Annotated in this window: 26 protein-coding genes and 1 tRNA gene; 14 read left to right on the top strand and 13 right to left on the bottom strand. The window is 68.0% G+C overall.

Going from position 1 to position 25,719, the window contains the following annotated elements; translation table 11 throughout:
• Window positions 1-119 precede the first annotated feature (119 nt).
• Window positions 120-584, top strand: coding sequence for a hypothetical protein (locus tag CQ034_RS12920; RefSeq protein WP_105711348.1), 465 nt, complete (start codon window positions 120-122; stop codon window positions 582-584).
• A gap of 28 nt (window positions 585-612) precedes the next feature.
• On the opposite strand, the gene CQ034_RS12915 is transcribed toward CQ034_RS12920, so the two are convergent.
• Together CQ034_RS12915 and CQ034_RS12910 are read right to left on the bottom strand one after the other, a co-directional pair.
• Window positions 613-685 (bottom strand) — tRNA-Lys (locus tag CQ034_RS12915).
• Window positions 686-819: 134 nt separating this feature from the next.
• Window positions 820-1,482: a fasciclin domain-containing protein gene (locus tag CQ034_RS12910; RefSeq protein WP_029262788.1), complete on the bottom strand. Its 663-nt coding sequence runs from the start codon at window positions 1,480-1,482 to the stop codon at window positions 820-822.
• A gap of 164 nt (window positions 1,483-1,646) precedes the next feature.
• Here CQ034_RS12910 and CQ034_RS12905 point away from each other — a divergent pair, with 164 nt between their 5' ends.
• The 5 genes from CQ034_RS12905 (at window position 1,647) to CQ034_RS12885 (ending at window position 6,499) form a co-directional block, all read left to right on the top strand.
• Complete coding sequence (locus CQ034_RS12905) at window positions 1,647-3,359, top strand: cytochrome c biogenesis protein DipZ (RefSeq protein WP_105711347.1); 1,713 nt, start codon at window positions 1,647-1,649, stop codon at window positions 3,357-3,359.
• Between the two features lie 31 nt (window positions 3,360-3,390).
• The gene (gene sigK / locus CQ034_RS12900) at window positions 3,391-3,990 is read left to right on the top strand and encodes an ECF RNA polymerase sigma factor SigK (RefSeq protein ID WP_029262786.1); all 600 of its coding nucleotides are present in this window, start codon (window positions 3,391-3,393) and stop codon (window positions 3,988-3,990) included.
• A complete protein-coding gene (locus tag CQ034_RS12895; RefSeq protein WP_105711346.1) occupies window positions 3,987-4,766 on the top strand; it encodes an anti-sigma factor domain-containing protein in 780 nt (259 codons plus the stop codon). Before sigK ends, CQ034_RS12895 begins: the two co-directional genes overlap by 4 nt.
• 29 nt (window positions 4,767-4,795) lie before the next feature.
• Window positions 4,796-5,425 (top strand): hypothetical protein, encoded by a 630-nt coding sequence (locus tag CQ034_RS12890; RefSeq protein WP_029262784.1) that lies wholly within the window; start codon window positions 4,796-4,798, stop codon window positions 5,423-5,425.
• Between the two features lie 189 nt (window positions 5,426-5,614).
• On the top strand, window positions 5,615-6,499 hold the full coding sequence (locus CQ034_RS12885; RefSeq protein ID WP_105711345.1) for an aminodeoxychorismate lyase: 885 nt from the start codon (window positions 5,615-5,617) through the stop codon (window positions 6,497-6,499).
• A gap of 73 nt (window positions 6,500-6,572) precedes the next feature.
• Here CQ034_RS12885 and pstB read toward each other — a convergent pair whose 3' ends face one another.
• The 7 genes from pstB to CQ034_RS12850 form a co-directional block, all read right to left on the bottom strand.
• A complete protein-coding gene (gene pstB / locus CQ034_RS12880; protein WP_029262782.1) occupies window positions 6,573-7,352 on the bottom strand; it encodes a phosphate ABC transporter ATP-binding protein PstB in 780 nt (259 codons plus the stop codon).
• A gap of 29 nt (window positions 7,353-7,381) precedes the next feature.
• Window positions 7,382-8,482, bottom strand: a complete 1,101-nt coding sequence (gene pstA / locus CQ034_RS12875; protein WP_105711344.1) for a phosphate ABC transporter permease PstA — start codon at window positions 8,480-8,482, stop codon at window positions 7,382-7,384.
• A gap of 1 nt (window position 8,483) precedes the next feature.
• Window positions 8,484-9,461, bottom strand: coding sequence for a phosphate ABC transporter permease subunit PstC (gene pstC / locus CQ034_RS12870; RefSeq protein ID WP_051662330.1), 978 nt, complete (start codon window positions 9,459-9,461; stop codon window positions 8,484-8,486).
• A gap of 105 nt (window positions 9,462-9,566) precedes the next feature.
• A complete protein-coding gene (locus CQ034_RS12865; protein ID WP_105711343.1) occupies window positions 9,567-10,667 on the bottom strand; it encodes a phosphate ABC transporter substrate-binding protein PstS in 1,101 nt (366 codons plus the stop codon).
• Between the two features lie 151 nt (window positions 10,668-10,818).
• A complete protein-coding gene (locus CQ034_RS12860) occupies window positions 10,819-11,808 on the bottom strand; it encodes an NUDIX hydrolase (RefSeq protein WP_258134198.1) in 990 nt (329 codons plus the stop codon).
• Complete coding sequence (locus CQ034_RS12855; protein WP_029262777.1) at window positions 11,805-13,970, bottom strand: RNA degradosome polyphosphate kinase; 2,166 nt, start codon at window positions 13,968-13,970, stop codon at window positions 11,805-11,807. Before CQ034_RS12855 ends, CQ034_RS12860 begins: the two co-directional genes overlap by 4 nt.
• 51 nt (window positions 13,971-14,021) lie before the next feature.
• Window positions 14,022-14,705 carry a response regulator transcription factor gene (locus CQ034_RS12850; RefSeq protein WP_029262776.1) on the bottom strand — a complete coding sequence of 228 codons (684 nt, stop codon included), beginning with the start codon at window positions 14,703-14,705 and terminating at the stop codon, window positions 14,022-14,024.
• Window positions 14,706-14,778: 73 nt separating this feature from the next.
• Here CQ034_RS12850 and CQ034_RS12845 point away from each other — a divergent pair, with 73 nt between their 5' ends.
• From CQ034_RS12845 to CQ034_RS12835, 3 genes are all read left to right on the top strand, one after another.
• Window positions 14,779-15,069 carry a hypothetical protein gene (locus CQ034_RS12845; protein WP_105711395.1) on the top strand — a complete coding sequence of 97 codons (291 nt, stop codon included), beginning with the start codon at window positions 14,779-14,781 and terminating at the stop codon, window positions 15,067-15,069.
• A 150-nt stretch (window positions 15,070-15,219) separates the two neighbouring features.
• Window positions 15,220-15,822, top strand: coding sequence for an FABP family protein (locus CQ034_RS12840; RefSeq protein ID WP_029262774.1), 603 nt, complete (start codon window positions 15,220-15,222; stop codon window positions 15,820-15,822).
• A 1-nt stretch (window position 15,823) separates the two neighbouring features.
• Complete coding sequence (locus CQ034_RS12835; RefSeq protein ID WP_029262773.1) at window positions 15,824-16,954, top strand: folate-binding protein YgfZ; 1,131 nt, start codon at window positions 15,824-15,826, stop codon at window positions 16,952-16,954.
• An 18-nt stretch (window positions 16,955-16,972) separates the two neighbouring features.
• On the opposite strand, the gene CQ034_RS12830 is transcribed toward CQ034_RS12835, so the two are convergent.
• Window positions 16,973-18,490, bottom strand: coding sequence for an amino acid permease (locus CQ034_RS12830; protein ID WP_105711341.1), 1,518 nt, complete (start codon window positions 18,488-18,490; stop codon window positions 16,973-16,975).
• A 142-nt stretch (window positions 18,491-18,632) separates the two neighbouring features.
• On the bottom strand, window positions 18,633-19,451 hold the full coding sequence (locus tag CQ034_RS12825) for a class I SAM-dependent methyltransferase (RefSeq protein WP_105711340.1): 819 nt from the start codon (window positions 19,449-19,451) through the stop codon (window positions 18,633-18,635).
• A 60-nt stretch (window positions 19,452-19,511) separates the two neighbouring features.
• Here CQ034_RS12825 and CQ034_RS12820 point away from each other — a divergent pair, with 60 nt between their 5' ends.
• A complete protein-coding gene (locus CQ034_RS12820; RefSeq protein WP_021199094.1) occupies window positions 19,512-20,261 on the top strand; it encodes a phosphoglyceromutase in 750 nt (249 codons plus the stop codon).
• A 66-nt stretch (window positions 20,262-20,327) separates the two neighbouring features.
• Here CQ034_RS12820 and phoU read toward each other — a convergent pair whose 3' ends face one another.
• Window positions 20,328-21,038, bottom strand: coding sequence for a phosphate signaling complex protein PhoU (gene phoU, locus CQ034_RS12815; RefSeq protein ID WP_029262770.1), 711 nt, complete (start codon window positions 21,036-21,038; stop codon window positions 20,328-20,330).
• A 216-nt stretch (window positions 21,039-21,254) separates the two neighbouring features.
• Here phoU and CQ034_RS12810 point away from each other — a divergent pair, with 216 nt between their 5' ends.
• Together CQ034_RS12810 and CQ034_RS12805 are read left to right on the top strand one after the other, a co-directional pair.
• On the top strand, window positions 21,255-22,478 hold the full coding sequence (locus tag CQ034_RS12810) for a cell wall metabolism sensor histidine kinase WalK (RefSeq protein WP_105711394.1): 1,224 nt from the start codon (window positions 21,255-21,257) through the stop codon (window positions 22,476-22,478).
• Window positions 22,475-23,158: a response regulator transcription factor gene (locus CQ034_RS12805; protein WP_029262768.1), complete on the top strand. Its 684-nt coding sequence runs from the start codon at window positions 22,475-22,477 to the stop codon at window positions 23,156-23,158. Before CQ034_RS12810 ends, CQ034_RS12805 begins: the two co-directional genes overlap by 4 nt.
• A gap of 59 nt (window positions 23,159-23,217) precedes the next feature.
• Here the strand turns inward: CQ034_RS12805 and CQ034_RS12800 are convergent, their stop codons facing one another.
• The gene (locus CQ034_RS12800) at window positions 23,218-23,745 is read right to left on the bottom strand and encodes a hypothetical protein (RefSeq protein WP_029262767.1); all 528 of its coding nucleotides are present in this window, start codon (window positions 23,743-23,745) and stop codon (window positions 23,218-23,220) included.
• A 135-nt stretch (window positions 23,746-23,880) separates the two neighbouring features.
• Here CQ034_RS12800 and CQ034_RS12795 point away from each other — a divergent pair, with 135 nt between their 5' ends.
• Window positions 23,881-24,363 carry a CarD family transcriptional regulator gene (locus CQ034_RS12795; RefSeq protein ID WP_017201416.1) on the top strand — a complete coding sequence of 161 codons (483 nt, stop codon included), beginning with the start codon at window positions 23,881-23,883 and terminating at the stop codon, window positions 24,361-24,363.
• A gap of 71 nt (window positions 24,364-24,434) precedes the next feature.
• Entirely contained in the window at window positions 24,435-25,658 is a 1,224-nt protein-coding gene (ispD, locus tag CQ034_RS12790; RefSeq protein ID WP_105711339.1) for a 2-C-methyl-D-erythritol 4-phosphate cytidylyltransferase, read from the top strand.
• Window positions 25,659-25,719 lie beyond the last annotated feature (61 nt).

The following is a 25,719-nucleotide window of genomic DNA, read 5'->3' as shown; positions in this document are numbered from 1 at the left end:
CCCGGGACACCCGAATGTGGGAAGGGGGTGGCCACTGCGAGGAGCCGGTGATACAGGAGAAGCCGTCGTCTCCGGAGCGCTCCCCTCGGAATCCGCTGCGGCGGCAGTAGCATCCAGACATGCGCGTTCGTCCTGCTCTCGTCCTCCTGCCGATGCTCGTTCTGCTCGCGGCCTGCGCCCCTGAGCCGGCTCCGAGCCCGTCACCGTCGGCATCCGAGACATCCGGGACGGCTTCGCCCACTCCCACGCCGTCGCAGACAGTCGCGCCGACCCCGGACCCGACGGAGGCCGCCTCGGAATTCTCCGGTCCCCAGCTCGTGAAGCTCTGCACCGAGAAGACGCGCAGCCTGGCACCGGACGCGACCTACTACGCCGACATGGCGACCACCGAGTGGCTTGCGGAGAAGTCCCTCTGGTTCGTCGTCATCCCCAAGACGCTGGACGGCCAGGACAGCGTCGCGGTGTGCGCGATCGGCGGTACCCCGAAAGCCCCGACGTTCGAACTCGAAGGCGAGACGCTGCCCAGTGGCGTGGCCGACATCCGCGCGGAACTGCTGGCGGGCGAGCACGACGGCGAATCCTGAGACAGGTGCCGCCGCGCTCACCCTGCGGTGGGCCCCGTGGGGCTCGAACCCACGACCCGCGGATTAAAAGTCCGATGCTCTGCCAACTGAGCTAGAGGCCCCTGCTCAAAGTCTAGTGCGCACGACGAGGGGCCGTCGGCGACAGAACGTCGCCGGCGGCCCCTTCTCCTTCCCGGGTGGCTCCCCCTACCCCGAGAAGGCGTCGTGCCGGGTCCTCCTCCCGGCCATCCCGTGCTTAGGAAGCCGGGGGCATCAGGACCGTGTCGATCAGGTACACGGTCGCGTTCGCGGTCTGCACTCCACCACAGACGACCTTGGCGTCGTTGACCATCCAGTCATCGCCGCTGCCGGTGACTTCGAGCTCGGCACCCTGGACCGTCTTGTGCATGCCCTCGATGTCGGCCGGCTCGATCTGGCCGGGGACCACGTGGTAGGTCAGGATCGAGCTCAGCGTCTCGCTGTCGGTCTTGAGAGCCTCGATGGTGGCCGGGTCGATCTTCGCGAAGGCGTCATCCACCGGTGCGAACACGGTGAACTCGTCTCCGTTGAGCGTGTCGACGAGGTTCACGTCGGGGTTGAGCTGTCCGCTCACTGCGGCGACCAGTGTGGTCAGCATCGGGTTGTTGGATGCGGCGACGGCGACCGGGTCCTGGGACATGCCCTGGATCGATCCTGCGCCCTCCGGCACAGCTTCGGCGTAGGCGGCGCAACCGGGGCCCACGAGGTTCGCGGCCGGGTCCATCTCCTCCATCGGCGTCGACTCCGACGTCTCCGGAGTCTTGGGCTCGGTGGACTCCTCCGTGGTGCTGCCGCTGCCCATCGAACAGGCGGAGAGCAGGAACGCGCTCGCCAGGCCGAGGGTGATGGCTGCGGTGACCTTCTTCTTGGTGCTGAACATGTCGAGCTCCTTCAGAACTGAGCCACGGCCTCTCCGTGGCGTCGAGGGCTGTTCGGAGCACCTTCGAGATCGGATGGGAGAAATCTCAGAAATCTCTCAGATCGATCGAATCCAATCCGTTGTCGTCCCCGGAGCGAACAGCTCCCGACAGAAGTGGGGACCTCATGGACCTGATCATCATCGGCCTGCTCGGCGGGCTCATCACCGGCATCTCGCCGTGCATCCTGCCCGTGCTGCCCGTGATCTTCCTCACCGGCGGCGCCCAGTCCGCGCGGTATGAAGACGAGGTGGTGCCCGCCAGGCGCAGCCGCCCGTACTTCGTGATCGCGGGGCTGGTGCTGAGCTTCACGCTCGTCACGCTCGGCGGCTCACTGCTGCTCGGGCTGCTGAATCTGCCGCAGGACATCATCCGCTGGGTCGGCATCGCGGTGCTGATCATCATCGGCGTCGGGCTCATCGTGCCGCGGTTCCAGCACATCCTCGAGCGCCCGTTCCAGCGGTTCGGTCAGCGCGAGGTGAAGAACCGGGGGAGCGGCTTCGGCGTCGGCCTCGCGCTGGGTGCAGTGTTCGTGCCGTGCGCAGGCCCCGTGCTGGCCGCCATCATCGTCGCCGGCTCCACCGGTCAGATCGGCATCGGAACCGTGCTGCTCACCGTGTCGTTCTCGATCGGCGTGGCGGTGCCGCTGCTGATCTTCGCCCTCGCCGGCCGCAGCGTCGTCGAGCGCATCCGCTCCTTCCGCTCGAAGGAGCGCGGGCTGCGCATCGCCGCCGGCATCGCGATGATCGCGCTCGCCGTCGGGCTGGTGTTCAACGTGCCCCAGGCGCTGCAGCGTCTGCTGCCCGACTACACGGCTCCGCTCCAGGAGCAGATCGCCGACTCCGACCAGGTGAAGGACGCCCTCGATCTCGGCGGACTCGTCAACGAAGAGAACAAAGATCTCGACAAGTGCACCAACGGTGCCGAGGAACTCGAGTCGTGCGGAACGGCGCCGTCGATCAAGGGCATCCAGGAATGGCTCAACACCCCGAACGGGGAGGCGCTCGACCTCAAGGATCTGCGCGGCCAGGTGGTGCTGATCGACTTCTGGGCGTACTCGTGCATCAACTGCCAGCGTTCGCTCCCGCACGTGGTCGCCTGGGACGAGGCATACCGCGATGCGGGCCTGCAGGTGATCGGCATCCACTCTCCCGAGTACGCGTTCGAGAAGGACCCGGGCAATGTGGCGGCCGGCGCGCGAGACTTCGGCATCGAATACCCGGTCGCCCTCGACAACAACCTGTCGACGTGGACGAACTACCGCAACCGCTACTGGCCCGCCCACTACCTGATCGATGCAGAGGGAACCGTGCGCCACATCTCGTTCGGAGAGGGCAACTACGCCGCGACCGAGTCGATGATCCGCGAGCTGTTGAAGGACGCGGATCCGTCCGTCGACCTTCCCGGCGCGACAGACGTCGAAGATGACACACCCGATGTGGGGTCGACGACGAGGGAGACATTCCTCGGTTCGTCGAAGGACGTCAACTACGGCGGCGACGGCGACTACCGCTCCGGCACCAACGCGTACACGTTCCCGAAGGATCAGCCGGCCGACAGCTTCGCGCTCGACGGCGACTGGAAGATCGAGACGCAGTACGCGACGCCGGAGGGTGATGACGGACGCATCAGCCTCGAGTATCACGCCGCCGAGGTGCGGGTCGTGGTCGCCGGGACGGGAGACATCGAGCTCCGACGCGACGACGGATCGACGGAGACCATCGCGATCGACGGCACTCCGCGCTCGTACGAGCTGCTCAAGCAGACCGACATCGCCGAAGGCACCCTCACGCTCGACGTCCCGCCTGGAATCCAGGTCTATTCCTTCACATTCGGGTGACGTCTGCACGGGTACGGAGAGGAGATGCGGCATGCTTGTGGAGATGGTCATCGATGGAATGGACGTCCCGGAGGACGGCGCGACGCAGGATGCTGTCGGCGACCTCCTCGTGCGCGTCGCCGACGGTGACCAGGCTGCCTTCGCGGCCCTCTACGACGCCCTCTCCTCCCGCGCCTTCGGGCTGATCCTCCGCGTGCTGGTGAACCGGGCGCAGAGCGAGGAGGTCCTGCAGGAGGTCTTCCTGGAGATCTGGCAATCCGCTTCCCGCTTCGCTCCGAACAGAGGTCAAGGACGAACGTGGGTCATGACGATCGCACATCGTCGGGCCGTCGACCGGGTGCGGGCATCGCAGTCGAGCGCCGACCGCGATGTGCGGGCCGGATTCAAGGACATCGGTGTGGCACACGACAGCGTCGCAGAACAGGTGGAGCTGGGAATCGAAGGCGAGAAGGTCGTCGACGCTCTCTCGGGGCTTCCTGAGGTGCAGCGCGAGGCACTCGTCCTCGCCTACTACGGCGGTTACAGTCAGAACGAGATCGCGGCCCTGGTGGGCGCGCCGCTGGGGACGATCAAGACACGGATGCGAGACGGGCTGACCCGTTTGCGCACGGCGATGGGGGTGACGGCATGAACGAGAGAGAGTTCGCAGAGCTCGCGGCAGGTGCCGCCCTGCACGCGCTGTCGGCAGACGACGAGCGCCGTTTCCGTGACGCACGCGCCGCGCACCCCGAGTGGCAGGCCATCGTCGAGGCGGATGCCGGTGCGGCCGGGCTACTCGCCGAGACGGCCGCGACGGTCGATCCGCCCGCGAGCATCCGGTCCGCCCTGCTCGCGCAGATCGCCGTCACACCACAGAGAAACGAGTCGGACGGCGACGAGCCGCGTGCGGCCGCTCCAGCACCGGAGAGCTTCACGACGGAGGAGGCCGCCGCCGAATCCCCGAAGCCGCGCCGATGGACTCGCACGGTGTTCGCGTTGGCCGCGTGCCTCGCCCTCCTCGTCGGCGTCGGCATCGGCGCAGTGGCTCTGAATCAGCAGCTGAACCGCCCCGCGAGCGTGGTCGCCCTGCAGGAGATCGAAGCGGCGGGAGACGCCGAGCAGGCGACGGTCGCGCTCGATGACGGCGGAACGGCGACGGCGCACTGGTCGGGCTCGGTCGGCAAGGCCGTGCTCGTGGCCGACGGGCTCCCGAATCCCGGGGAGGGCGAGACCTACGAACTCTGGTTCGTGCGCGGTGACGCCCCCGTCTCGGCAGGCGTGTTCGATGTCGACGGCGGTGAGGCGACAGCCCTGCTCGATGGCGACATGCAGGCAGGAGATGCGATCGCGGTGACCGTCGAACAGGCCGGCGGCTCGCCGACGGGGCAACCGACGTCTGACCCGGTGATCGTCATCCCCACGGCCTGAGCGTCGCCGATCGCGCGTACCCTGGAGGGATGCCTGAGCAGCACCACCGCCCTGTGCGCCGACCGTCCTCCTCCTTCGACAACATCGTCGGCGCGCACGATCCCGCCGAAGAGACGCGGGTCGCACACGCCACGGCATCCGCTCTGCTGACGCGCGTCCGTGCGGACGAGAGCGGTGCCAGCGCGGAGCGGCTCGTGGCATTCACCTCCGAGCACGGCATCGACGAGATCGCGGAGCTGTGGTCGAAGGCTCCGTCCCGCACGCTTCCCGGCGCGCTGTGGCGCCTGTACGTGCTGCAGCTCGCGATCCACGCCGACGCCCGCACGGCCGCGCTGCTCTACGACCGCGGTCGGGTGGAGCTGGCCTCGGCCGATGTCGTGATCGCCGGCGCTCCGGTGCCGGCGAGCCCTGACGAGCTCGTCGCGCTGATCGACACGATCCTGCGCGGGGCGTTCCGCGGGGACTTCGCGGTGGCTCTCGACCGCGCCGCCGCGTTCTGCCGGGTGCAGGCTTCGGGGGCGACCCACTCGGCGGACGACTACGAGCCCACCGAACCGGCGCGAGCCAGCGAACTGACCACCCGAGCGCTGCGACTCAGCAGCTATGCGCAGGATCTGGCGGCCGCAGCGGTGCTGTGGCGCACGGGGGCTCTCAGCTGACGGACACGCTCCGGCGGGCCGCCGGTCCTGCAGAAAAGGGCCCGGACAAAGAAAAGACCGGGCCGCAAGAACGCCTCTCGGCGGAAGGCCGCTCGTAGCGGCGAAAAATGGAGCCCGGGGTTATGCGGCCCGGCCACTCAATTGTAACGCGATGCGGCGGTGGCTATTCCCGCCCTCTAGGCTCGGATCATGACCGGGCGTTTCGCACTCATCATCGATTCCGTGCCCGCCGAGGAGCAGCGCTCCGACTACGCCGACACGCTCACGCAGGTGGATGCCGCGGCCCCCGCGCTCAGCGTGGGAGAGCTGAGCACGCAGCGCGGTGACGGCGTGTTCGAGTCGATCGGCGTGGTCGACGGGCATGCGCAGGAAGTCGTCCCGCACCTCGAGCGGCTCGCGCACTCGGCACGCCTGTGCGACCTTCCGGTGCCGAACCTCGCGCAGTGGCGCCAGGCCATCGACCGGGCCGCGGCACAGCTCGGTGCGGGCGAATCCGTGATCAAGCTCATCCTCAGCCGCGGCGTCGAGCACGGGCCCACGCCGACGGCATGGGTGACGGCGGCGCCGGCAGCCGACTTCTCCGCCGTGCGGGAGACGGGCGTGCGCGTCGTCACCCTCGACCGCGGATACGACCTGGGCGCGGTCGAGCGGGCGCCGTGGCTTCTGCTGGGCGCCAAGACCCTCTCGTACGCCGTGAACATGGCTGCTCTGCGTGAGGCGCACCGGCGCGGGGCGGACGACGCGATCTTCCTGTCGAGCGACGGCTTCGTGCTGGAGGCGCCGACGGCTTCGCTGATCCTCCGGTTCGGCGACCGCTTCGTCACCCCCGCCCCGAACGGCGGCATCCTGCACGGCACGACCCAGCTCAGCGTGTACGACCATCTCGCGGCACAGGGTTTCGACGTCGGCTACGACCGCATCCCGGCGACGGATCTCCCGCAGGCGGATGCCGCGTGGCTCGTGTCGAGCGTCCGCCTCGCTGCGGCGATCACCGCCGTCGACGATGTCTCGCTCCCGGTCGACGCCGCCCTCACCGCCGACCTGAATCGCTACCTGCTCTCCCCGCGCGACTGAGCGTCGAGGCGTCGCCGACACGCGAGAGGGTCCGAGAACCGAAGTTCCCGAACCCTCTTCCGTCAGCCTCGACTCACCCGAAGCGGCCGGAGACGTAGTCCTCGGTGGCCTGCACGGACGGGGTGGTGAAGATGCTCGTCGTGTCGTCGTACTCGATGAGCTTGCCCGGCTTGCCGGTGCCGGCGATGTTGAAGAAGGCCGTCTTGTCGGACACGCGGGACGCCTGCTGCATGTTGTGCGTGACGATGACGATCGTGAACTCGTTCTTGAGCTCGCCGATCAGCTCTTCGATCGCGTAGGTCGAGATCGGGTCGAGAGCCGAGCACGGCTCGTCCATCAACAGCACCTCGGGCGACACGGCGATCGCGCGGGCGATGCACAGACGCTGCTGCTGCCCGCCGGACAGGCCGGATCCCGGGCGGTCGAGCCGGTCCTTGACCTCATTCCACAGGTTCGCACCGGTGAGTGACTTCTCGACCAGGGCGTCCTGGTCGCTCTTCGACATCCGGGTGTTGTTGAGCTTCACGCCCGCGAGGACGTTCTCCTTGATCGACATCGTGGGGAACGGGTTCGGCCGCTGGAACACCATGCCGACCTGACGGCGCACGAGCACCGGGTCGACGCCGGGACCGTAGAGGTCCTTGCCGTCGAGCAGCACCTCACCTTCGACGCGGGCGCCGGGGATGACCTCGTGCATGCGGTTCAGGGTGCGCAAGAACGTGGACTTGCCGCACCCCGAGGGGCCGATGAAGGCGGTCACGCTGCGCGGCTGGATGTCGAGGGAGACGCCCTCCACGGCGAGGAAGTTGCTGTAGTAGACGTTGAGGTCGTTGACTTCGATGCTCTTGGACACGTGGATTCCTGTTCTGAGTTGTCGGGCGCTCAGCGGCCGGAGACCTTCGGGGCGAACCACTTCGCGATGAGACGCGCGAGCAGGTTCAGGACCATGACGATGAGGATGAGGGTGAGGGCGGCGGCCCACGCGCGCGCGACGGCGGCGTCGGGGCTCGTGCCCTGATTCATGTACTGGTTGTAGGCGAACACCGGCAGGGTCATCATCTGACCGTTGAAGATGTTCAGGTTCATGCTCTGGGTGAAGCCGGCGGTGAGCAGCAGCGGCGCGGTCTCGCCGATGACGCGGGAGATCGCGAGCATGACCGAGGTCATGATGCCGGCGATCGAGGTCGGCAGTACGACCTTCAGGATGGTCAGCCACTTCGGAACGCCCAGGGCGTAGGACGCCTCGCGGAGCTCGTTCGGGACGATCCGCAGCAGTTCCTCGCTGCCGCGCACGACCACCGGTGTCATCAGCACGGCGAGGGCGAGGGCGCCCATGAAGCCCATCGAGATGCCGGGCTTGAAGATCAGGGCGAACGCGGCGTAGATGAACAGACCGGCGACGATCGACGGGATGCCGGTCATCACGTCGACGAAGAACGTGATGGCCTTCGCGATCTTGCCGCGGCCGTATTCGACGAGGTAGATGGAGGTCATCAGACCGATCGGCACCGAGATGACGGTGGCGGTCAGGGTGATGAGCACCGTGCCCCAGATGGCGTGCACGATGCCGCCGCCCTCACCGACGACGTTGCGCATCGAGTAGCTGAAGAACTCGGCGTCGAACCGTTCGACGCCGTTGGCCACGACCGTCCACAGCAGCGACACGAGGGGAAGCAGGGCGATCAGGAAGGCGGTGGCGACGAGCGCCGTCATCAGTCGGTCGATCGCTTTGCGACGGCTCTCCGCGATCGACGAGATCACCGTGATGATGACCATGTAGAGCAGGATGCCGATGATCGCTGTGCCGACGATGTTGAAGTCGGCGAGGCTGGATCCGGCACCGGCGGCGGCGACCCCGAAGATCGCGGCGGAGATGGCGAAGGATGCCGCGAGCAGGGCCCACGGCGCCCACGTCGGCAGCTTGCCGGAGGTGAGCGAGGCCGCGTTGGCCGAGGCGGGGGGAGCGGAGGTGAGGGTGGTCATGTCAGTTCGCTCCCGAGAACTCGGCGCGGCGCGCGACGATCCAGCGCGCCAGCGCATTGACCGCGAAGGTCACGACGAAGAGGATGAGGCCGGTGGCGATGAGCGTGTTCACGCCGGTGCCGTGCGCTTCGGGGAAGGCCAGGGCGATGTTGGCGGGGATCGGCGTCGGGTTGGTGGCGGTGAGCACCAGGAAGCTGACGACGGCCGAGGGGGAGAGCACCATGGTCACGGCCATGGTCTCGCCGAGTGCTCGTCCCAGGGCCAGCATCGCGGCGGACACCATGCCACCGCGGGCGAAGGGGAGAACCGCCATACGGACCATCTCCCAGCGAGTGGAGCCGAGGGCGAGTGCCGCTTCTTCGTGGAGCTTCGGTGTCTGCAGGAAGACTTCGCGGCAGATGGCCGTCATGATCGGGATGCACATCACCGCGAGCACGAGGGCCGCGGTGAGGATCGTCTTGCCCGTCGACGAGACCTGGCCGCCGAAGAACGGGACCCAGGAGGCGTTCGTGTTCAGCCAGGCGTAGATGGGCTGCAGCAGGGGAGCGAGCACCAGCCCGCCCCAGAGGCCGAACACCACGGACGGCACGGCGGCGAGCAGATCGATGACGTATCCGAGGAAGGCCGCGAGCCTCCGGTGCGCGTAGTGCGAGATGAACAGGGCGATGCCGATGGCGATCGGAGCGGCGATGAGCAGGGCGATGAACGAGGCCCAGAGCGTGCCGAAGACCAGCGGCCACACGTACACCCAGAAGGATTCGCCCTTGAGGATGTGGTTGTCGCTGGTGTCGAGCTGGAACGCCGGGAGGCTCTGGATGAAGAGGAAGGCCGCGACGAGCGCGAGGACGATGAGGATGATGATCCCCGCCCCGAGCGCGGTGCCGGAGAAGACCCGGTCTCCGAGTCGCTGCTTCGCCTTGATCGGTGCGGGCGGCGCTTTGGCCGGTGCCGGTGTGGGCGCCTGCGCGGTCGTGCTCATGATCTCCCTGTTTCGGGCCGGGTAGATGTGGATCGGATACTGACCGGGAGGTGCCCCCGCGCCCCGTCGGGACGCGGGGGCACCGCTGTCAGTGGATCGGCTGGATCAGCCGACCTGGATCAGGTCGATCGCGGCCAGCACCTGCTCGCGCAGGCCGTCCGAGATCGGGGCGCTGCCGGCGTTCTCCGCGGCGGCATCCTGGCCCTCGGCACTCGCGATGTAGGAGAAGTACTCCTTCACGAGCCCCGCGACGTTGCTGTCCTCGTACTGCTCGCAGCCGATGAGGTAGCTGACCAGGGCGATCGGGTAGGCGCCGTCCGCGGCGGCGGACGGGTCGACGTCGAAGACGAGGTCGGCCTCGCCGCGGCCCTCGGCCAGCGGCGAGCCCTCGACGAGCCTCGAAGCGGCCTCCGCCGAGTACGGGACGAATTCCTCGCCGACGCCCACGGCGACCTGGCCGAGGCCATCGGCCTGCGATGCGTCGAGGAACCCGATGGCTCCGTTGCCGGCCGTGATGGCCTGCTTGACGCCGGAGGTGCCCTGTGCGGCCTCCCCGCCCTGGATCGGCCACTCGTCGGAGACCTCATAGGTCCAGACATCGGGTGCCGTCGCGCTCATGTACTTCGCGAAGGTCTCCTGCGTTCCCGAGGGGTCGGAGCGGTGCACCGGCGAGATCGCCAGGTCGGGGAGCTCGACGCCGTCGTTCAGCGCGGCGATCTCCGGCGCGTTCCAGTTGGTGATCGTGCCCGCGAAGATGCCCGCGATGGTGGCGGCATCCAGGTTCAGGGCGTCGACGCCTTCGAGGTTGAAGGCGACGGCGACGGGCGAGATGTACAGGGGGACCTCGACGATGTCGTCCGTGGTGCAGGCGCCGAAGCCGCCGGCGGCGATCTCCTCATCGTTGAATGCGCGGTCGGAGCCGATGAAGTTGCTGCCGCCCTCGAGGAAGTTCTCACGACCGGTGCCGGAGCCCGTGGGCTCGTAGTTGACGGTCACGTCGGGGTTGGCGGTCTGGAACGCGGCGACCCAGGCCTCCTGGGCGGCGGCCTGCGAGGAGGCGCCGGTGGCGTCGATGGTGCCGGAGAGCGTGGACTCGGCAGGAGCCTCGCTCGAGCCGGTGCCGCCTTCGTTCGCGGCGCAGCCGGCGAGGGCGAGAGCGGCCACGGCGCCGATGGCGCCGATTCGTGCGATTCGGGAGATCTTCACTGTGGATCCTTCGATCTTTGATGGGTGGGGCCCGGTGCAGGGCACACAGTGACGCTAGGGGCGACGGTTAACGAGACTCTCCCGAGCAGGTGAACGGCAGGTGAACGACGGGCGACTCTCTGGGGCGCTCCCGCGAGAAATCAAGGAAGCGTCAGACCTTCGGGACGTGGGTCTCGATCGCGATGATCCCCGATCCGGGATTCGTGGCGGAGAGGTGGACGACGGAGAACGCGGCCGGCTCGAGGTCTGCGGCGCTGCTGAGATACGACCCGTGGATGGTGCCGGTGGCCAGCGCGATCTCCGAGAGCAGGCCGGGCAGCACCGGGCCGTGGCTGCACAGCACGGCCGGCTTGCCGGCGCGGATGCGGCGTCCGACGACCGAGCGCAGATCGGACTCGCCGTCCTCCCAGGCGTCCTGGCTCATCTTGTCGGTCTTCACCGGCTTGCGATCGAGTGCACGGGCGAGCGGGGTGATCGTCTCGACGCAGCGCACCGCGTCACTCGTCACGATCCGGCGCACTCCGAAGGCACGCAGCGGTCCCACGATCGACTTCGCCTGCTTTCGACCGCGCTCGGTGAGCGGCCGGGAGGCATCCGATCCGTCCCACTCCGAACGGGGCGTGGCCTTCGCATGCCGCAGCGCGATCACGGGGAAGGTGCGCAGCACTCCGTCGTCGACGAGGTTGGCGAAGAAGTCGAGGATCTCGAGGTCGACGGGGTAGCTCAGCCGCGCGCGCGCCTTCTTCACACTGACCCACTCCAGCGCGGCGATCTCGCGGTTGGGCACGAACGTCGACTCCCGGATGGCGGAGTCCGTCGCTTCCGCTGCCCAGTAGTGCACGACCTTCTGCTTCTGGGACGCCAGGTGATACCGGCTCACACCGACCGACACCCCGAGCGAGACGCGGATGCCGGTCTCTTCGTGCACCTCCCGGACGGCGGTCTCGGCGAGCATCTCTCCGGGGTCGACCTTGCCCTTGGGCAGCGTGACGTCGCGGTACTTCGTGCGGTGGATCAGGAGGATGCGCAGCTTGCCGTCGACGAGTCGCCAGACGACGGCTCCCGCCGCGTACACGGCCTTGTCCGCCCACTTCGACCCGTTCGCGGTGTCGGGTGGGAGCTGCAGCTGCCGCCCGATCATCGCACCGCCCGCGCGCGGCGACGCCGCTGGATCAACCCCATGGTCTTATCCTGCAGGTCGATCAGGGGCTTGCCGTCCGCGTCCTCGGCGTGGCGCTCCCAGACTCCACCGGCACCCAGGTGCCACGAGGTCGTCCCGGCATCCATCGCCAGGTCGAAGAACGTCTGCAGCTCCTTGAGATGGGCGGGGTCGGTGACCCGCACCAGCGCTTCGACGCGACGGTCGAGGTTGCGGTGCATCATGTCTGCACTGCCGATGTACACCTGCGGGTCGCCGCCGTTCTCGAACGCGAAGATCCGCGAATGCTCCAGGTAGCGGCCGAGGATGCTGCGCACGGTGATGTTGTCGCTGATGCCGTCGAGATCCGTACGCAGGCTGCAGATGCCGCGCACCCAGACGTCGACCTTCACTCCCGCAGCACTCGCGCGGTACAGCGCGTCGATGATCTCCTCATCGACCATCGAGTTGACCTTGATGCGGATGTGCGCGGGCACGCCCGCTTCGGCGTTCTTGCGTTCGGCGTCGATCTGGCGGACGAGGCCCTTCCGGAGGTGCAGAGGGGCGACCAGGAGCCTCTTGAACTTCTTCTCGATGGCATAGCCGCTGAGCTCATTGAAGAGTCGGGTCAGATCTTTGCCGACCTGCGCGTCTGCGGTGAAGAGGCCGAAGTCCTCGTAGATACGGCTGGTCTTCGGGTTGTAGTTGCCGGTGCCGACGTGAGAGTAGTGCTGGAGCTTGCCGTCTTCCTCGCGGATGACGAGCGCGAGCTTGCAGTGCGTCTTCAGCCCGACGAGTCCGTAGACCACGTGCACGCCGGCCTTCTCGAGCTTGCGCGCCCAGACGATGTTGTTGGCCTCGTCGAATCGGGCTTTCACCTCGACGAGTGCCAGCACCTGCTTGCCGGCCTCCGCCGCGTCGATCAGCGCCTGTACGACCGGGCTGTCGCCCGATGTGCGGTACAGCGTCTGCTTGATGGCGAGCACGTGCGGGTCACGGGCGGCCTGTTCGAGGAACGCCTGGACGCTGGTCGTGAACGACTCGTACGGGTGGTGCACGAGCACGTCCGACTTGCGGATCGCCTTGAAGATGTCGGCGCGGTTGCTCGATCCCGCGGGCTGGAAGGCCACGGCCGTGGTGGGCAGGTGCGGCGGATACCGCAGGTCGGGTCGGTCGATGCGGGACAGGTCGAAGAGGCCGCGCAGATCGAGCGGGCCGGGGAGGCGGTAGACCTCCAGGTCGGTGATGTCGAGTTCGCGGACCAGCAGGTCCATCGTGACGTCATCCATGTCGTCGGTGATCTCCAGGCGGATCGGCGGACCGAACCGGCGACGGAGCAGCTCAGCCTCGAGCGCCTGGATCAGGTTCTCGCTCTCGTCTTCCTCGATCTCCACGTCTTCGTTGCGCGTGAGTCGGAACGCGTGGTGATCGAGCACCTCCATGCCCGGGAACAGGTCGCCCAGGTGGTTCGCGATGAGCTCCTCCAGACGCAGGAAGCGCTTGATCTCGCCGCCGCCGGGTACCTCCACGAAGCGGGGGAGCATGGGCGGCACCTTGAGGCGCGCGAACTCCTGCCGACCGGTCCGCGCGTTGCGGATGCGGATCGCGAGGTTCAGCGAGAGGCCGGAGATGTACGGGAACGGGTGCGCCGGGTCGACCGCCAGCGGCATCAGCACCGGGAAGACCTGGGCCTGGAAGTACTCGGACAGCGCGGAGCGCTCGCCGTCGGTGAGCTCCGACCAGTCGGTGATCTCCACGCCGGACTCGGCGAGGGCGGGGCGCACCAGCGAGATCCACGCGTCCGCATGGCGGAGCTGCAGGGCGTGCGCCTCGCGGGAGATGTCCGCGAGCGCGTCGACGGGGGAGCGGCCGATGTTGGTCGGCACCGCGAGCCCGGTCATGATGCGCCGCTTGAGGCCCGCCACGCGCACCATGAAGAACTCGTCGAGGTTGCTGGCGAAGATCGCCAGGAAGTTGGCCCGTTCGAGTTCGGGCAGCGACGGATCCTCGGCGAGCTCCAGCACGCGCTGGTTGAAAGCGAGCCAGCTCAGCTCGCGATCCAGGTAGCGGTGGTCCGGGAGCTGGGAGTCGGGGGACTCGATGGCGTCGAAGTCATCGTCTTCGGCGTCTCCGAGGCCGGCGTCGGCGAGTGCGGGATCGATCATGGGGTACATCTAAGCACCGCCGGGTGACGCTCGTGTGAACAGCGTCCGTCCTCACCCGGCTGCGGCGATGCTCTCGTCCTCGTTGACGTTGAAGCGATAGCCGACGTTGCGCACCGTGCCGATGATCTGCTCCTGGTCGCCGAGCTTCGCCCTGAGCCGTCGCACGTGCACGTCGACGGTGCGGGTCCCGCCGAAGTAGTCGTAGCCCCACACCTCGCTGAGCAGCTGCTCCCGGGTGAAGACGCGTGAAGGATGCGTCGCGAGGAAGTGCAGCAGCTGGAACTCCTTGTAGGTGAGGTCCAGCGGTCTGCCGCGCAGCTTCGCCGAGTACGACTGCTCATCGATCGTGACTCCGGAAGCCTGTACGCGTGCGGGCTCGGCGACGTCATCTCGCCGCGCGAGTGCGAGACGCAGTCGTGCGTCGATCTCGGCAGGGCCGGCGGTGACGAGCAGGACGTCGTCGATGCCCCAGTCGCCGGAGAGCGCACTCATCCCTCCCTCGGTGACCACGAGGAGCAGCGGCGCGTCCTGTCCGGTGGCGCGCAGCAGGCGGCACAGCGACTTCGCCGCCACCAGGTCATGACGACCGTCGACGATCACGACGTCATACTCCGGGGCGTTGACCAGCTGCGCGGTTTCCGCCGGAATCTGGCGCGCTTTATGGCTCAGCAACTCGAGAGCGGGCAGGACCTGCTCCGAGAGCGGAGCGTTGGTCAGAACCAGGACCAGGGCCACGCGCACTCCTCACCGACGGGCGATCGACGCCGTGCCGCCATGATACCGGGAGCCGATGCGCAACAATGGTGTCATGACGGAACCAGCACTCGCACCGCGTAACGCTTTCGTCGGTGTGATGGTCGTGTGGGCGGTGGCGTTCGTCGCCACCGTCGCGATCGGCATCTTCGTGCCGGAGGAATGGCGCGTGCCCTGGATGCTGGTCGGCTTCGGCGGAGTCGTTCTGCTCTCGTTCGCCGTGCAGCTCTGGTACGGGCGCACGCAGGGTTTCATCTTCCGGGTGGCGAGCAGCGTCACGGGCGCCCTGCTGTTGATGGGCCTCATCTCGATCGGTTTCGGGTTGGCCGCACTGATCCCGTCCTGACGTCGGCCCGGCGCGGTAAGGTGGAGCACATGGACCTCATGGCGCTCGAAATCTTCTTCATCGGCCTGCTGGGCCTCGCGAGCCTCGCTATCGTCTTCGTCTCGGCAGTGGTGCTGCGCAACCTCTTCCGCGGCCAGCGCTGACGCGATCGTGATCGAACTCCCCACCGACCTTCCCGCCGACCTCGCCCCGCTCGCGTGGTTGATCGGCGTGTGGGAGGGCACGGGCGTCATCGACTATCCGGTGGGTGATGAGCGTCTGCAGGGCGAGTTCACGCACCGGGTCAGCTTCAGCCACGACGGCGGCCCGTTCCTCAACTACTCCGGCACCGCGACCTTCCTCGCGGAAGACGGCGCACCGTCGACTGCGCTTCTCGCCGAGACCGGTTTCTGGCGGCTCGCTCGCCCGGCCGCGCCGGCGGATCCGGGTCCCGCACTGCTCCCGCCCCTGGCTCCCCCCGTCGCACGCACGGTCGACGATGTCGAGGAGCTGCGCGCACCCAGCGGCGGCTTCCCGATCGAGGTGTCGGTCGCTCACTCCGACGGCGCACTCGAGCTCTACATAGGCGAGATCAACGGACCGCGCGTCGACATCGGCACCGATGCCGTGGTCCGCAGTGCCGGTGCGAAGGTGCACACCGCCTCCTCCCGCATGTACGGCCTGGTCGACGGTCATCTGCTGTGGGCATGGGATGTCGCGGCCCTCGGCACCCCGCTCCGTTCGCACGCCTCGGCCCGGCTGGCCAAGGTCTGACGTGTCGGGCTTCGGCGAGCTCGACGGTGTCGTGTCCGATGGCGATCGGATCATGCACTTCGGTGATGCCTTCCGCGAGCAGCGGCGTCTCGCCGAGGGGGCGGCCCTCGCCCCACTCGGCGACCGGACGATCATCGAGGTCTCGGGCCCGGAACGGCTGACCTGGCTCGACTCGATCACTTCGCAGTCGGTGGGCCGTCTCGCTGCCGGCGAGAGCACGGAGCTGCTGGTGCTCGACCCGCAGGGGCGCGTGGAGCACGCGGCCGGCGTCCTCGACGACGGCACATCCACTTGGCTCCTTGCCGACGCCGGCGATGCCGATGCACTCGCGGGCTGGTTGACCCGCATGAAGTTCCGCACGCAAGCCACGGTCGACGTGCGATCCGACCTCGCGCCGATCGGCTACATCGACGGAGGTGCGGTGGCCCCGACGGCATCCGCCGCAGCGTTCGCGCCGAACGGCAGCCCGCTGATCTGGGCCGACCCCTGGCAGCGGATCAGCAGCGGGGGGCACCAGTACGCCGAGGTCGCCGAGCATCCGGCTGCGGATTACGCGTGGCGGGTCGCGATGCTGAGCGCGGACGCGGCGGATGCGCTCGCCGCATCGCTCGACCGCGATGCTCTCGCCGGGCTCCTCGCCGCCGAGGCGTTGCGCATCGCCGCCTGGCGTCCGCGGTGGAGCACCGAGGTCGACGAGCGCTCGTTGCCCCACGAGTCCGACTGGATCCGCAGCGCCGTGCACTTGAACAAGGGCTGCTACCGCGGGCAGGAGACGGTCGCCAAGGTGCACAACCTCGGACATCCTCCGCGCCGATTGGCCGCGCTCCATCTCGACGGCAGCGACGCCGTGCTTCCTGAGCCCGGAGCAACGGTGTTCGCGGGGGATGACGAGGTCGGCCACATCACGTCGGTGGCGCGGCACCACGAAGACGGGCCGATCGCGCTCGCCATCCTGTCCCGTCGCGCACCGGTCGGCGATCTCGTGGTGCGTGCTGACGGCATCGACATCGCGGCGTCCCAACAGGTGATCGTGCCGGCGGATGCCGGTGCCACGGCAGACATCCCGCGCCTTACCCGGCTGTCTCGTCGTCCGTCTGCGCCCGATCCGCGCGACGCCCCCGCTGCGTCCTGAGGCGATGGGCGTCGCGTTCTACTCGGCGTGCTGTGCCTCCGTGGCGCGGAGCGCCGCGAGCTGCTGAATCCTCGGTCGGGCCACGAGCCACCCGGCGATGAGTGCGGGGATGATGACGACCAGACTGGCGACGGTCCAGGTCCCGGTCGGGTAGTCGAACGCCATGAGGACGATGACCGCCGCGAGGAAGGCGAGCGTGAGGTAGGACGTGAAGGGCGCGCCGAACAGTCGGAACGCCGGGCGCTCGAGCCGACCCTGCTTCGCGAGTCGATGCAGCTGGAGCTGGCAGAGGATGATCGTCGCCCACGCGGCGATGATCCCGAGCGCCGACATGTTCAGTACGATCTCGAAGGCATCGTCGGGTACGACCGCGTTCAGAAGCACACCACCGAGAGCGAACAGCCCGGTGAAGACGATGCCGGCGACGGGAACGCCACGCTTGCTCATCCGACCGGCCACCGCCGGGGCGGCTCCGGAGGCGGCGAGCGAATGGAAGACCCGGCCCGTGGAGTACAGGCCGGCGTTGAGGCCCGAGACGGCGGCGGTGATGACGACGAAGTTCATGATGCTGCCGGCCACGGCGCCGACCTCGGGCCCGCCGACGTGTGAGAAGAACGTCACGAAGGGGCTCTCGCCGGCCTGGTAGACGGTGTACGGCAGCAGGAGCGCGAGCAGCAGCACGGAGCCCACGTAGAAGACTCCGATGCGGAGGATGACCGAGTTCACGGCGCGGGGCATGAGCTTCTCGGGGTTCTCTGTCTCGCCGGCAGCGGTGCCCACAAGTTCGATCGACGCATACGCGAACACGACTCCCTGCATCACGATGACCGCGGGGAGCACTCCTTCCGGCATGAAGCCGTTGTGTTCGGCGAGCATCGCCAGCCCCGTCGCGCCTTGATCCGTCTTCCAGCCGGCAGCGAGGAACACGATCCCCAGGACGAGGAACAGCGTGAGCGCTGCGACCTTCACGATCGAGAACCAGAACTCCATCTCGCCGAACAGTCGCACGGAGACGAGGTTGAGTCCGACCACGACGATGAGCGCGATCAGAGCGAGAAGCCATTGCGGAAGCACGTCGAAGACCGACCAGTAGTGCACGTACAACGCGACGGCCGTGGAGTCGACGATCGCCACCATGCCCCAGTTGAGCAGGTAGAGCCAGCCTGCCGCGAACGCCAGTTTCTCCCCGTAGAACTCCCGCGCATACGAGATGAAGGACCCCGACGACGGCCGATGGATCACGAGCTCACCCAGAGCGCGGAGGATGAAGAATGCGAAGACACCGCACACCAGGTACGACACTGCGAGCAGGGGCCCTGCGGAGTGCAATCGTCCCCCAGCACCCATGAAGAGCCCGGTGCCGATCGCGCCCCCGAGCGCGATCATCTGCAGGTGTCGCGGTTTCAGGGCGGTGCGATATCCCCTCTGCTCGTGCGAGAAGTCCTGAACTGCGGTTGCGACGTCTCCGAGGCGCTCACGCCTGTTCTCCTGTGCCGCCGCGGGATCGTGCTCCCGTGGGGGATCGGTGATCGCCATTCAATCTCCTGTCCTCGGAGTTCTGCAGCCACTGTGCTGCCGACCTCGGCGCATGCGAACGCCAGCTAACACGTTACATGTTGCTGTGGGGCCACAGTGTGCTCACCGGAATGCCGCATGACTACATCCGGCAGCGGTTTGCTCAGGGGGCGACGGCCGCCCACGGCAGCGTGAGCTCACCCAGCCGCCAGCGTGTCCGTCCGCCGAGCACCGGCCACCCCTGCGCGCGAAGAGCTCCCACCGCGGCGAGGAAACGCTGTGTGGCACCGAACGTCGACAGGGGTGCGGCCCGCTCCCACTCGCGGTCGAGCTCGACCAGCAGTGCGTGGATGCGTTCCCCCGGGATGTTGCGGTGGATGAGCGCCTTCGGCAGCCGTTCCGCGACGATGCTCGGCCTCTCGAGGTCGGCGAGCCGCAGCGAGATCGTGAAGCGCAGCGGCACGGCGTGCGCATCGACGTCGATCCAGCTCGAGACGCGGCCGATCTCATCGCAGGTTCCCTCGAACAGCAGGCCGCCGGGGGATAACCGTGACGCCATCCGGCCCCACGCGTCGGGGACATCCCCTTCGTCGTACTGGCGCAGCACGTTCATGGCGCGGATCACCGCGGCTCGTCGTCCGCCGGGGAGGGGGACCTCGAAGCCGCCTCGCGCGAACGAGACCGGCAGGTCGGCCGCGAAGGGTGTGCGCCCCGCTCGGACCTCGGCGAGCTGGGCATCGGCCGTGGCCACGCGCGCCGGATCGATCTCGAGGCCGCGCACCTCGACGTCGTCGCGCACCCGGACCAGACGCGTCGCGAGTTCGAATGCCGTGACGCCGCTGGCGCCGTAGCCCAGATCGACGACCAGTGGATCGGATGCTCGGCGCAGGGCATCGCTCGCGGCGATCCAGCGGTCGTTCCGCCGCAGACGGTTCGTCCCCGTGGTGCCGCGGGTCGGCCGGCCGAGGGGAGATGACGCCATGTCTCCATCCTCCCAGCATCCGAATCGAGCGTCGGCGCCGGCCACGGATAAACTGGCGACATGACTGCGACGCGCACCCTCATCCTGCTCCGCCACGGCCGGAGCGAATGGAACGAACTGAACCTGTTCACCGGTTGGGTGGACGTCCGCCTCAACGCGCAGGGCGAGAAGGAGGCACGCCGCGGCGGCGAGCTGCTCGCCGAGTCCGGCATCCTCCCCGATGTGCTGCACACCTCGCTGCTGAGCCGTGCGATCCAGACGGCGAACATCGCGCTCGACGCCGCCGATCGTCTGTGGATCCCGGTGACCCGGTCCTGGCGGCTCAACGAGCGCCACTACGGTGCTCTGCAGGGCAAGGACAAGGCGCAGACGCTCGAGGAGTTCGGTCCCGAGCAGTTCCAGCTCTGGCGCCGCTCGTTCGACGTGCCGCCGCCCGTGCTCGACGACGAGAGCGAGTTCAGCCAGGTGAACGACGTCCGCTACGCGGGCATCGACGGCGAGGTGCCGCGCACCGAGTCGCTCAAACTCGTCATCGACCGTCTGCTTCCGTACTGGGAGAGCGCCATCGTGCCCGACCTCGAGGCCGGCAAGACCGTGCTCGTCACGGCGCACGGCAACTCGCTCCGGGGTCTCGTGAAGCACCTCGAGGGCATCAGCGACGACGACATCGCCGAGCTGAACATCCCGACCGGCATCCCGCTGGTCTACGAGCTGGACGAGAACAACGTGCCCACCGGCCCCGGTCGCTACCTCGACCCGGAGGCTGCTGCTGCCGGTGCCGCCGCCGTCGCGGCCCAGGGCAAGAAGTAAGAGCCTCCGGAAGGACGAAGCCCCCGATGCGGTCGTATCGGGGGCTTCGTCCTTCCGGGGCGCGGGTCAGGCGTGCCCGAACTCCTGCTGCTCGAGTTCCTGCTGTTCGACGGCGAGGGGGATGTCCTCCTCCTCGACCGCCCAGTCGCCGGTGGCGAGGTAGACGACCTTCTTCGCGACGGCCACCGCGTGGTCGGCGAAGCGCTCGTGGTAGCGGCTGGCGAGCGTCGCGTCGACGGTGGCCGTGGCCTCACCCTTCCAGTTGTCGCTGAGCACCTTCTCGAAGACCGTGGCGTGCAGCTCGTCGACGTCGTCGTCCGCGTTGCGGATCGCGTCGGCGAAACGCAGGTCCTGGGTGCGCAGCAGCTCCGAGAGCGTACGCGCGACCTCGACATCGAGCTCGCCCATCTTCACGAAGGTGCCCTTGAGCCCCTTCGGGATGGCCCGCTCGGGGAAGCGGAGTCGGGCGAGCTGGGCGATGTGCTCGGACATGTCGCCCATGCGCTCGAGTGAGGCGCTCACGCGGAGTGCGGTGACGACGATGCGCAGGTCGCGGGCGACCGGCTGCTGGCGGGCGAGGATCTCGATGGCCTGCTCGTCGAGGGCCACGGCCAGCTCGTCGATCTTCGCGTCGTCCGCGATGACCTCTTCGGCGAGGGCCACGTCGCTGGTGGCGAAAGCCCTGGTGGCCTTGTCGATGGAGACCGTGACGAGGTCGGCGATCTCGACGAGGCGATTCTGGAGGTCCTCGAGGGACTGGTGGAAGACTTCGCGCATGTTGGGGCGCAACCTTTCATTCGGATCTCGGCTGAGTCAGCGCGAGAAGGCGGGTCGTCCGCACAGGAGCAGGTCTGTGCTCCCGCACAAGCCCGAAGCGATTGTCTGCTTCGAAGGTTAACGAACGGTGCCCAGCACGTGAATAGTACTTCTCCTGTTCCCCCCAGGGCGCGGAAACCCGCCGGACGGACGGTGAACGCACTCTACGCTTATGACATGACCTTGCCGCAGCTCGCGCTGTCTTCGCTCGCCATCGGGCTGGTGATCGGCGTCGGCCTCTCCCTGCTCGTGGTGTGGGCCTATCGGGCGCGGGCCCGGGTTCAGGAAGAGACGTCGCTGGCGATCCCTCCCGGCATCACCGATGTGCTGCACAGCATGGACGACGCGGCCGGAGTGGTCGACACGTCGGGGCTGGTGCTCGCGGCGTCGGACGCTGCGAGCAGGTTCGGGATCGAGGTCGGCTCGACGCTCGACAATCCGGAGCTGCGTCAGCTGGTGCGCGGGGTCAGGACGGCCGGCGGTACGGCCACCGAATCGATGCGCATCACGCGAGGCGGACTGAGCCTCGATCCGCGACTCGTCTCGGCTCGTGCGAGCGCGATCGGCACCCGCCTGGTCCTGTTGATCATCCGCGACGTCACGGAGCAGGAGCGGCTCGATCAGATGCGTCGGGACTTCGTCGCGAACACGAGCCACGAACTGAAGACACCGGTGGGTGCGGTGAGCCTCCTCGCCGAAGCGATCGAGTCCGCGGCCGATGACCCGGCGCAGGTGCGCATCTTCGCCGCCCGGATCTCGGCGGAGGCGGGTCGGCTCGGACAGCTCACCGGACGCATCATGAGCCTCTCCCGGCTCCAGGCCGAAGACGGTCTGACCAAGGTGGGACCGGTCGCGATCGACGAGGTCATCGCCGCCTCCATCGAAGCCCATGTCGTGCAGGCCGACTCCGCGGGCGTGGAGCTCGCCAGGGGAGGCGACCGCGGCGTCTGGGTGCGCGGTGACGCACAGATCCTGATCGAGGCCGTCGGTAATCTGATCGCGAACGCCATCGTCTACTCGCCCCGCGGTTCGCGCGTGGGAGTCGGCGTCCGGGCGGAGGACGGCGTGGTCGAGATCGCCGTCTCCGACCAGGGCATCGGTATCGCCGAGGCCGATCGGGAGCGCATCTTCGAGCGTTTCTACCGGGCCGATGAGGCCCGTTCCCGGCGTACGGGAGGCACCGGACTCGGGCTCTCCATCGTCAAGCACGCCACGCAGCGCCACGGCGGGGAGGTGCGGCTGTGGTCGCGCCCGGGCCGAGGATCCACCTTCACGATCCGACTTCCTCGGATCGATGCCCCCGAGCACGCCGACACGGGCAAGAAGAGCAAGAAGAAGCGTGCGCGCAAAGCGGCCAAGGCTGCGGCATCCGCGCGCGTTCGAAACGGAGAGAGAGCATGACCCGAATCCTTCTCGTCGAAGACGAGCCCGACCTCGCCGACCCGCTCGCGTACCTGCTGCGACGTGAGGGGTACGAGGTGGAGATCGCGGAGGACGGCCCCGGCGCGCTCGCGGCTTTCCGGGAGCGGGGCGCCGACATCGTGCTGCTCGACCTGATGCTGCCCGGGATGCCCGGCACCGAGGTGTGCCGGCAGATCCGCTCGACCTCGGCGGTGCCGATCATCATGCTGACGGCGAAGGACTCCGAGGTCGACATCGTGGTGGGACTCGAGCTCGGGGCGGACGACTACATCACGAAGCCCTACTCGTCCCGCGAACTGCTCGCCCGCATGCGCGCCGTGTTGCGGCGGGTGGTGCAGGCCGACAGTGAACTCGACGAGCGTGTGCTCGACGGCGGCAGGGTCTCGCTCGACATCGACCGGCACACCGTCTCGGTCGCCGGCGAGCAGATCAACATGCCGCTGAAGGAGTTCGAGTTGCTCGAGGTCCTGATGCGCAACTCGGGACGAGTGCTCACGCGCGGTCAGTTGATCGATCGGGTCTGGGGGAGCGACTACTTCGGTGACACGAAGACGCTCGACGTGCACATCAAGCGCATCCGCTCCCGCATTGAAGAGAACCCGAGCGAACCCGTGATGCTCGTCACCGTGCGGGGTCTCGGATACCGCTTCGAGGGCTGAACACCGAAGAGGCCGGCGCCCCGTGGGGTGCCGGCCTCTTGCGTGTTCCGTGCGGAGGGTCAGTCCGCAGGCGCCGGAGCTGCCGTGTCGGTCGGCATCGGGGTCGGAGTGGGTACCGACTCCGAGGGGACCAGGTCTGCGTAGTAGGGGAGCGAGCCGTCGAGCACGGGCACCTCGGCCTTGACGCCCGTGGAGTCGCCCGACTGGAAGTGCATTTCGACGGTCGCGCCGGGCATGGTGTCGAGGCCGACGATGCGCAGCGGCTCCTCGTCGGCGCCGAGGCTCACCGTCCCACCCGCCGGAACGGTGACGGTGAACGGCTCGCTGTCCGCGAGGGCGATGGTGAGCGTGGCGCTCTCATCGGTCGGGTTGACGATGCCGGCGATGAAGTTGCCGACCGAGCCGTCGTCGGTGGCGATGACGAGGGCGTTGCGCACATCGATCGGGCCGTCGGCGTCGGAGATGTTCACTCCGTCGGAGGCCGCGTACTCGGTCTTCGTGGACTGAGGAGTGATGAATGTGCACCCGGTGGCGCCGAGCAGAACGAGAGCGCTGAGCGCAGCAGACGCAACAAGGCGCGATTTCACGGGTCCTCCTGAGGTCCGGCGGGATGTCCGCATCCATTCTATGGGTAAGTCGTGACGGCCCCGGGGCCCAGGGGGCGCGAACCTTAGCGCATCTCCCCTGTGGTATCCTTGAGGTTGCCGAAAGGACACGTTTTTATGCTTTTTGAGGTTGGCGAAACCGTCGTCTATCCCCACCATGGCGCTGCGACCATCATCGAGGTCAAGGAGCGCATCATCAAGGGTGAGGCGAAGAAATATCTGAAGCTCAACGTCACCCAGGGCGATCTCATCATCGAGGTTCCTGCTGAGAATGTCGACCTGGTCGGCGTTCGCGACGTGATCGGAAAAGAAGGTCTCGATCATGTCTTCGAGGTGCTGCGTGCACCCTTCACCGAAGAGCCCACCAACTGGTCTCGTCGGTACAAGGCGAACCTCGAGAAGCTCGCCTCCGGAGACGTCATCAAGGTGAGCGAGGTCGTCCGCGACCTGTGGCGCCGCGACCAGGACCGCGGCCTGTCCGCGGGGGAGAAGCGGATGCTGGCGAAAGCTCGTCAGATCCTCATCTCCGAGCTCGCGCTCGCGGAGAAGACCGACGAGGACAAGGCGGGCGCACTGCTCGATGAGGTCCTCGCCTCCTGAGTTCTCTGCGAAGGGGCGGATGCTTCGGCATCCGCCCCTTCGTCGTTCCCGCCACACGGTAGCGTGAGACGGTGACTCTGCTTCCCGTACCCGACACCGCGATCATCGTCGTCGCCGCCGGTTCCGGCACCCGGCTGGATGCGGGGGCGCCGAAGGCCCTCGTCGGAATCGACGCGCACTCGATCCTCCGCCACGCGCTCGACGGCGTCTTCGCCGCGGAACCCGCCCAGGTCATCGTCGTCGCACCGGCCGGATACGAAGGTGACGCACTGGCGGAGCTGGATGCGGCGGCAGGCGATAGACGCGACCTCGGCCGTGTCGTGGTCGGTGGCGCGACCAGGCAGCAGTCCGTCGCTGCAGGTCTCGCCGCGCTGTGGGGCGATGTGAAGACGGTTCTCGTGCACGATGCGGCTCGCGCCCTGACTCCTCCGGCGCAGATCGATGCGGTCGCTCGGGCCGTCGTCCCGGGGGAGGGCGTCATCCCCGTGCTGGCCGTTGTCGACACGCTCAAGAAGGTGGCGGGGGGCGCGGTGGTCTCGGCCGTGGACCGTTCCGAGCTGGCTGCCGCGCAGACACCGCAGGGGTTCCCCCGTGCAGAGCTCGAAGCAGCCTATGACGCAGCGCTGACCGCCGGCATCGAGTACACCGACGATGCGGCTCTGTTCGCCGCCGCAGGACACCGGGTCCGGCATATCGAGGGTTCCAGCCGCGCGTTCAAGATCACTACTCCCGGTGACCTGGAACGTGCGCGGCACCTGCTGGAGGCATCGGCGCCGATGGCACGCCCGACCTCGTCGGTGGACATCCCGGGTATCCCTCGCGTCGGCATCGGCACCGACGTCCACGCCTTCGGTGGCGACGGGAACCTCTGGCTCGCCGGCCTCGAGTGGCCGGGGGAGCAGCCGCTCTCCGGGCACTCCGACGGCGATGCGGTCGCTCACGCGGTGGTCGACGCGCTCCTGGGGGCGGCGGGCCTCGGCGACATCGGCGAGCACTTCGGCACGTCCCACCCCGAGTACGCCGGCGCCCATGCCGACGTCTTCCTCGCTCGCACGCGCGAGCTGCTCGCCGAATCCGGATTCGTGATCGGCAACGTGTCCGTGCAGTTGCAGGGGAATCGGCCGCGCTTCAGCCCCCGACGTCACGAGGCGGAGGCGTTCCTGTCCGCGGTCCTGGATGCTCCGGTGTCGGTCACGGCCACGACGACCGACGGTCTCGGCTTCTCCGGACGCGGCGAGGGCATCGCGGTGACCGCGATCGCCCTGGTCGTGCCCGACGTTGCGCGCAGCACGTGACGATCGCCTGAGAAACCCCCCGATCCATCGGCAGAACGTCACAACCTCCGTGAATCGTCCA

Source organism: Microbacterium sp. MYb45 (genome assembly GCF_002979655.1).
GTDB lineage: Bacteria > Actinomycetota > Actinomycetes > Actinomycetales > Microbacteriaceae > Microbacterium.
The sequence above is the reverse complement of the archived record's forward strand: the minus strand, read 5'-3'. Positions and strand labels throughout refer to the sequence as shown.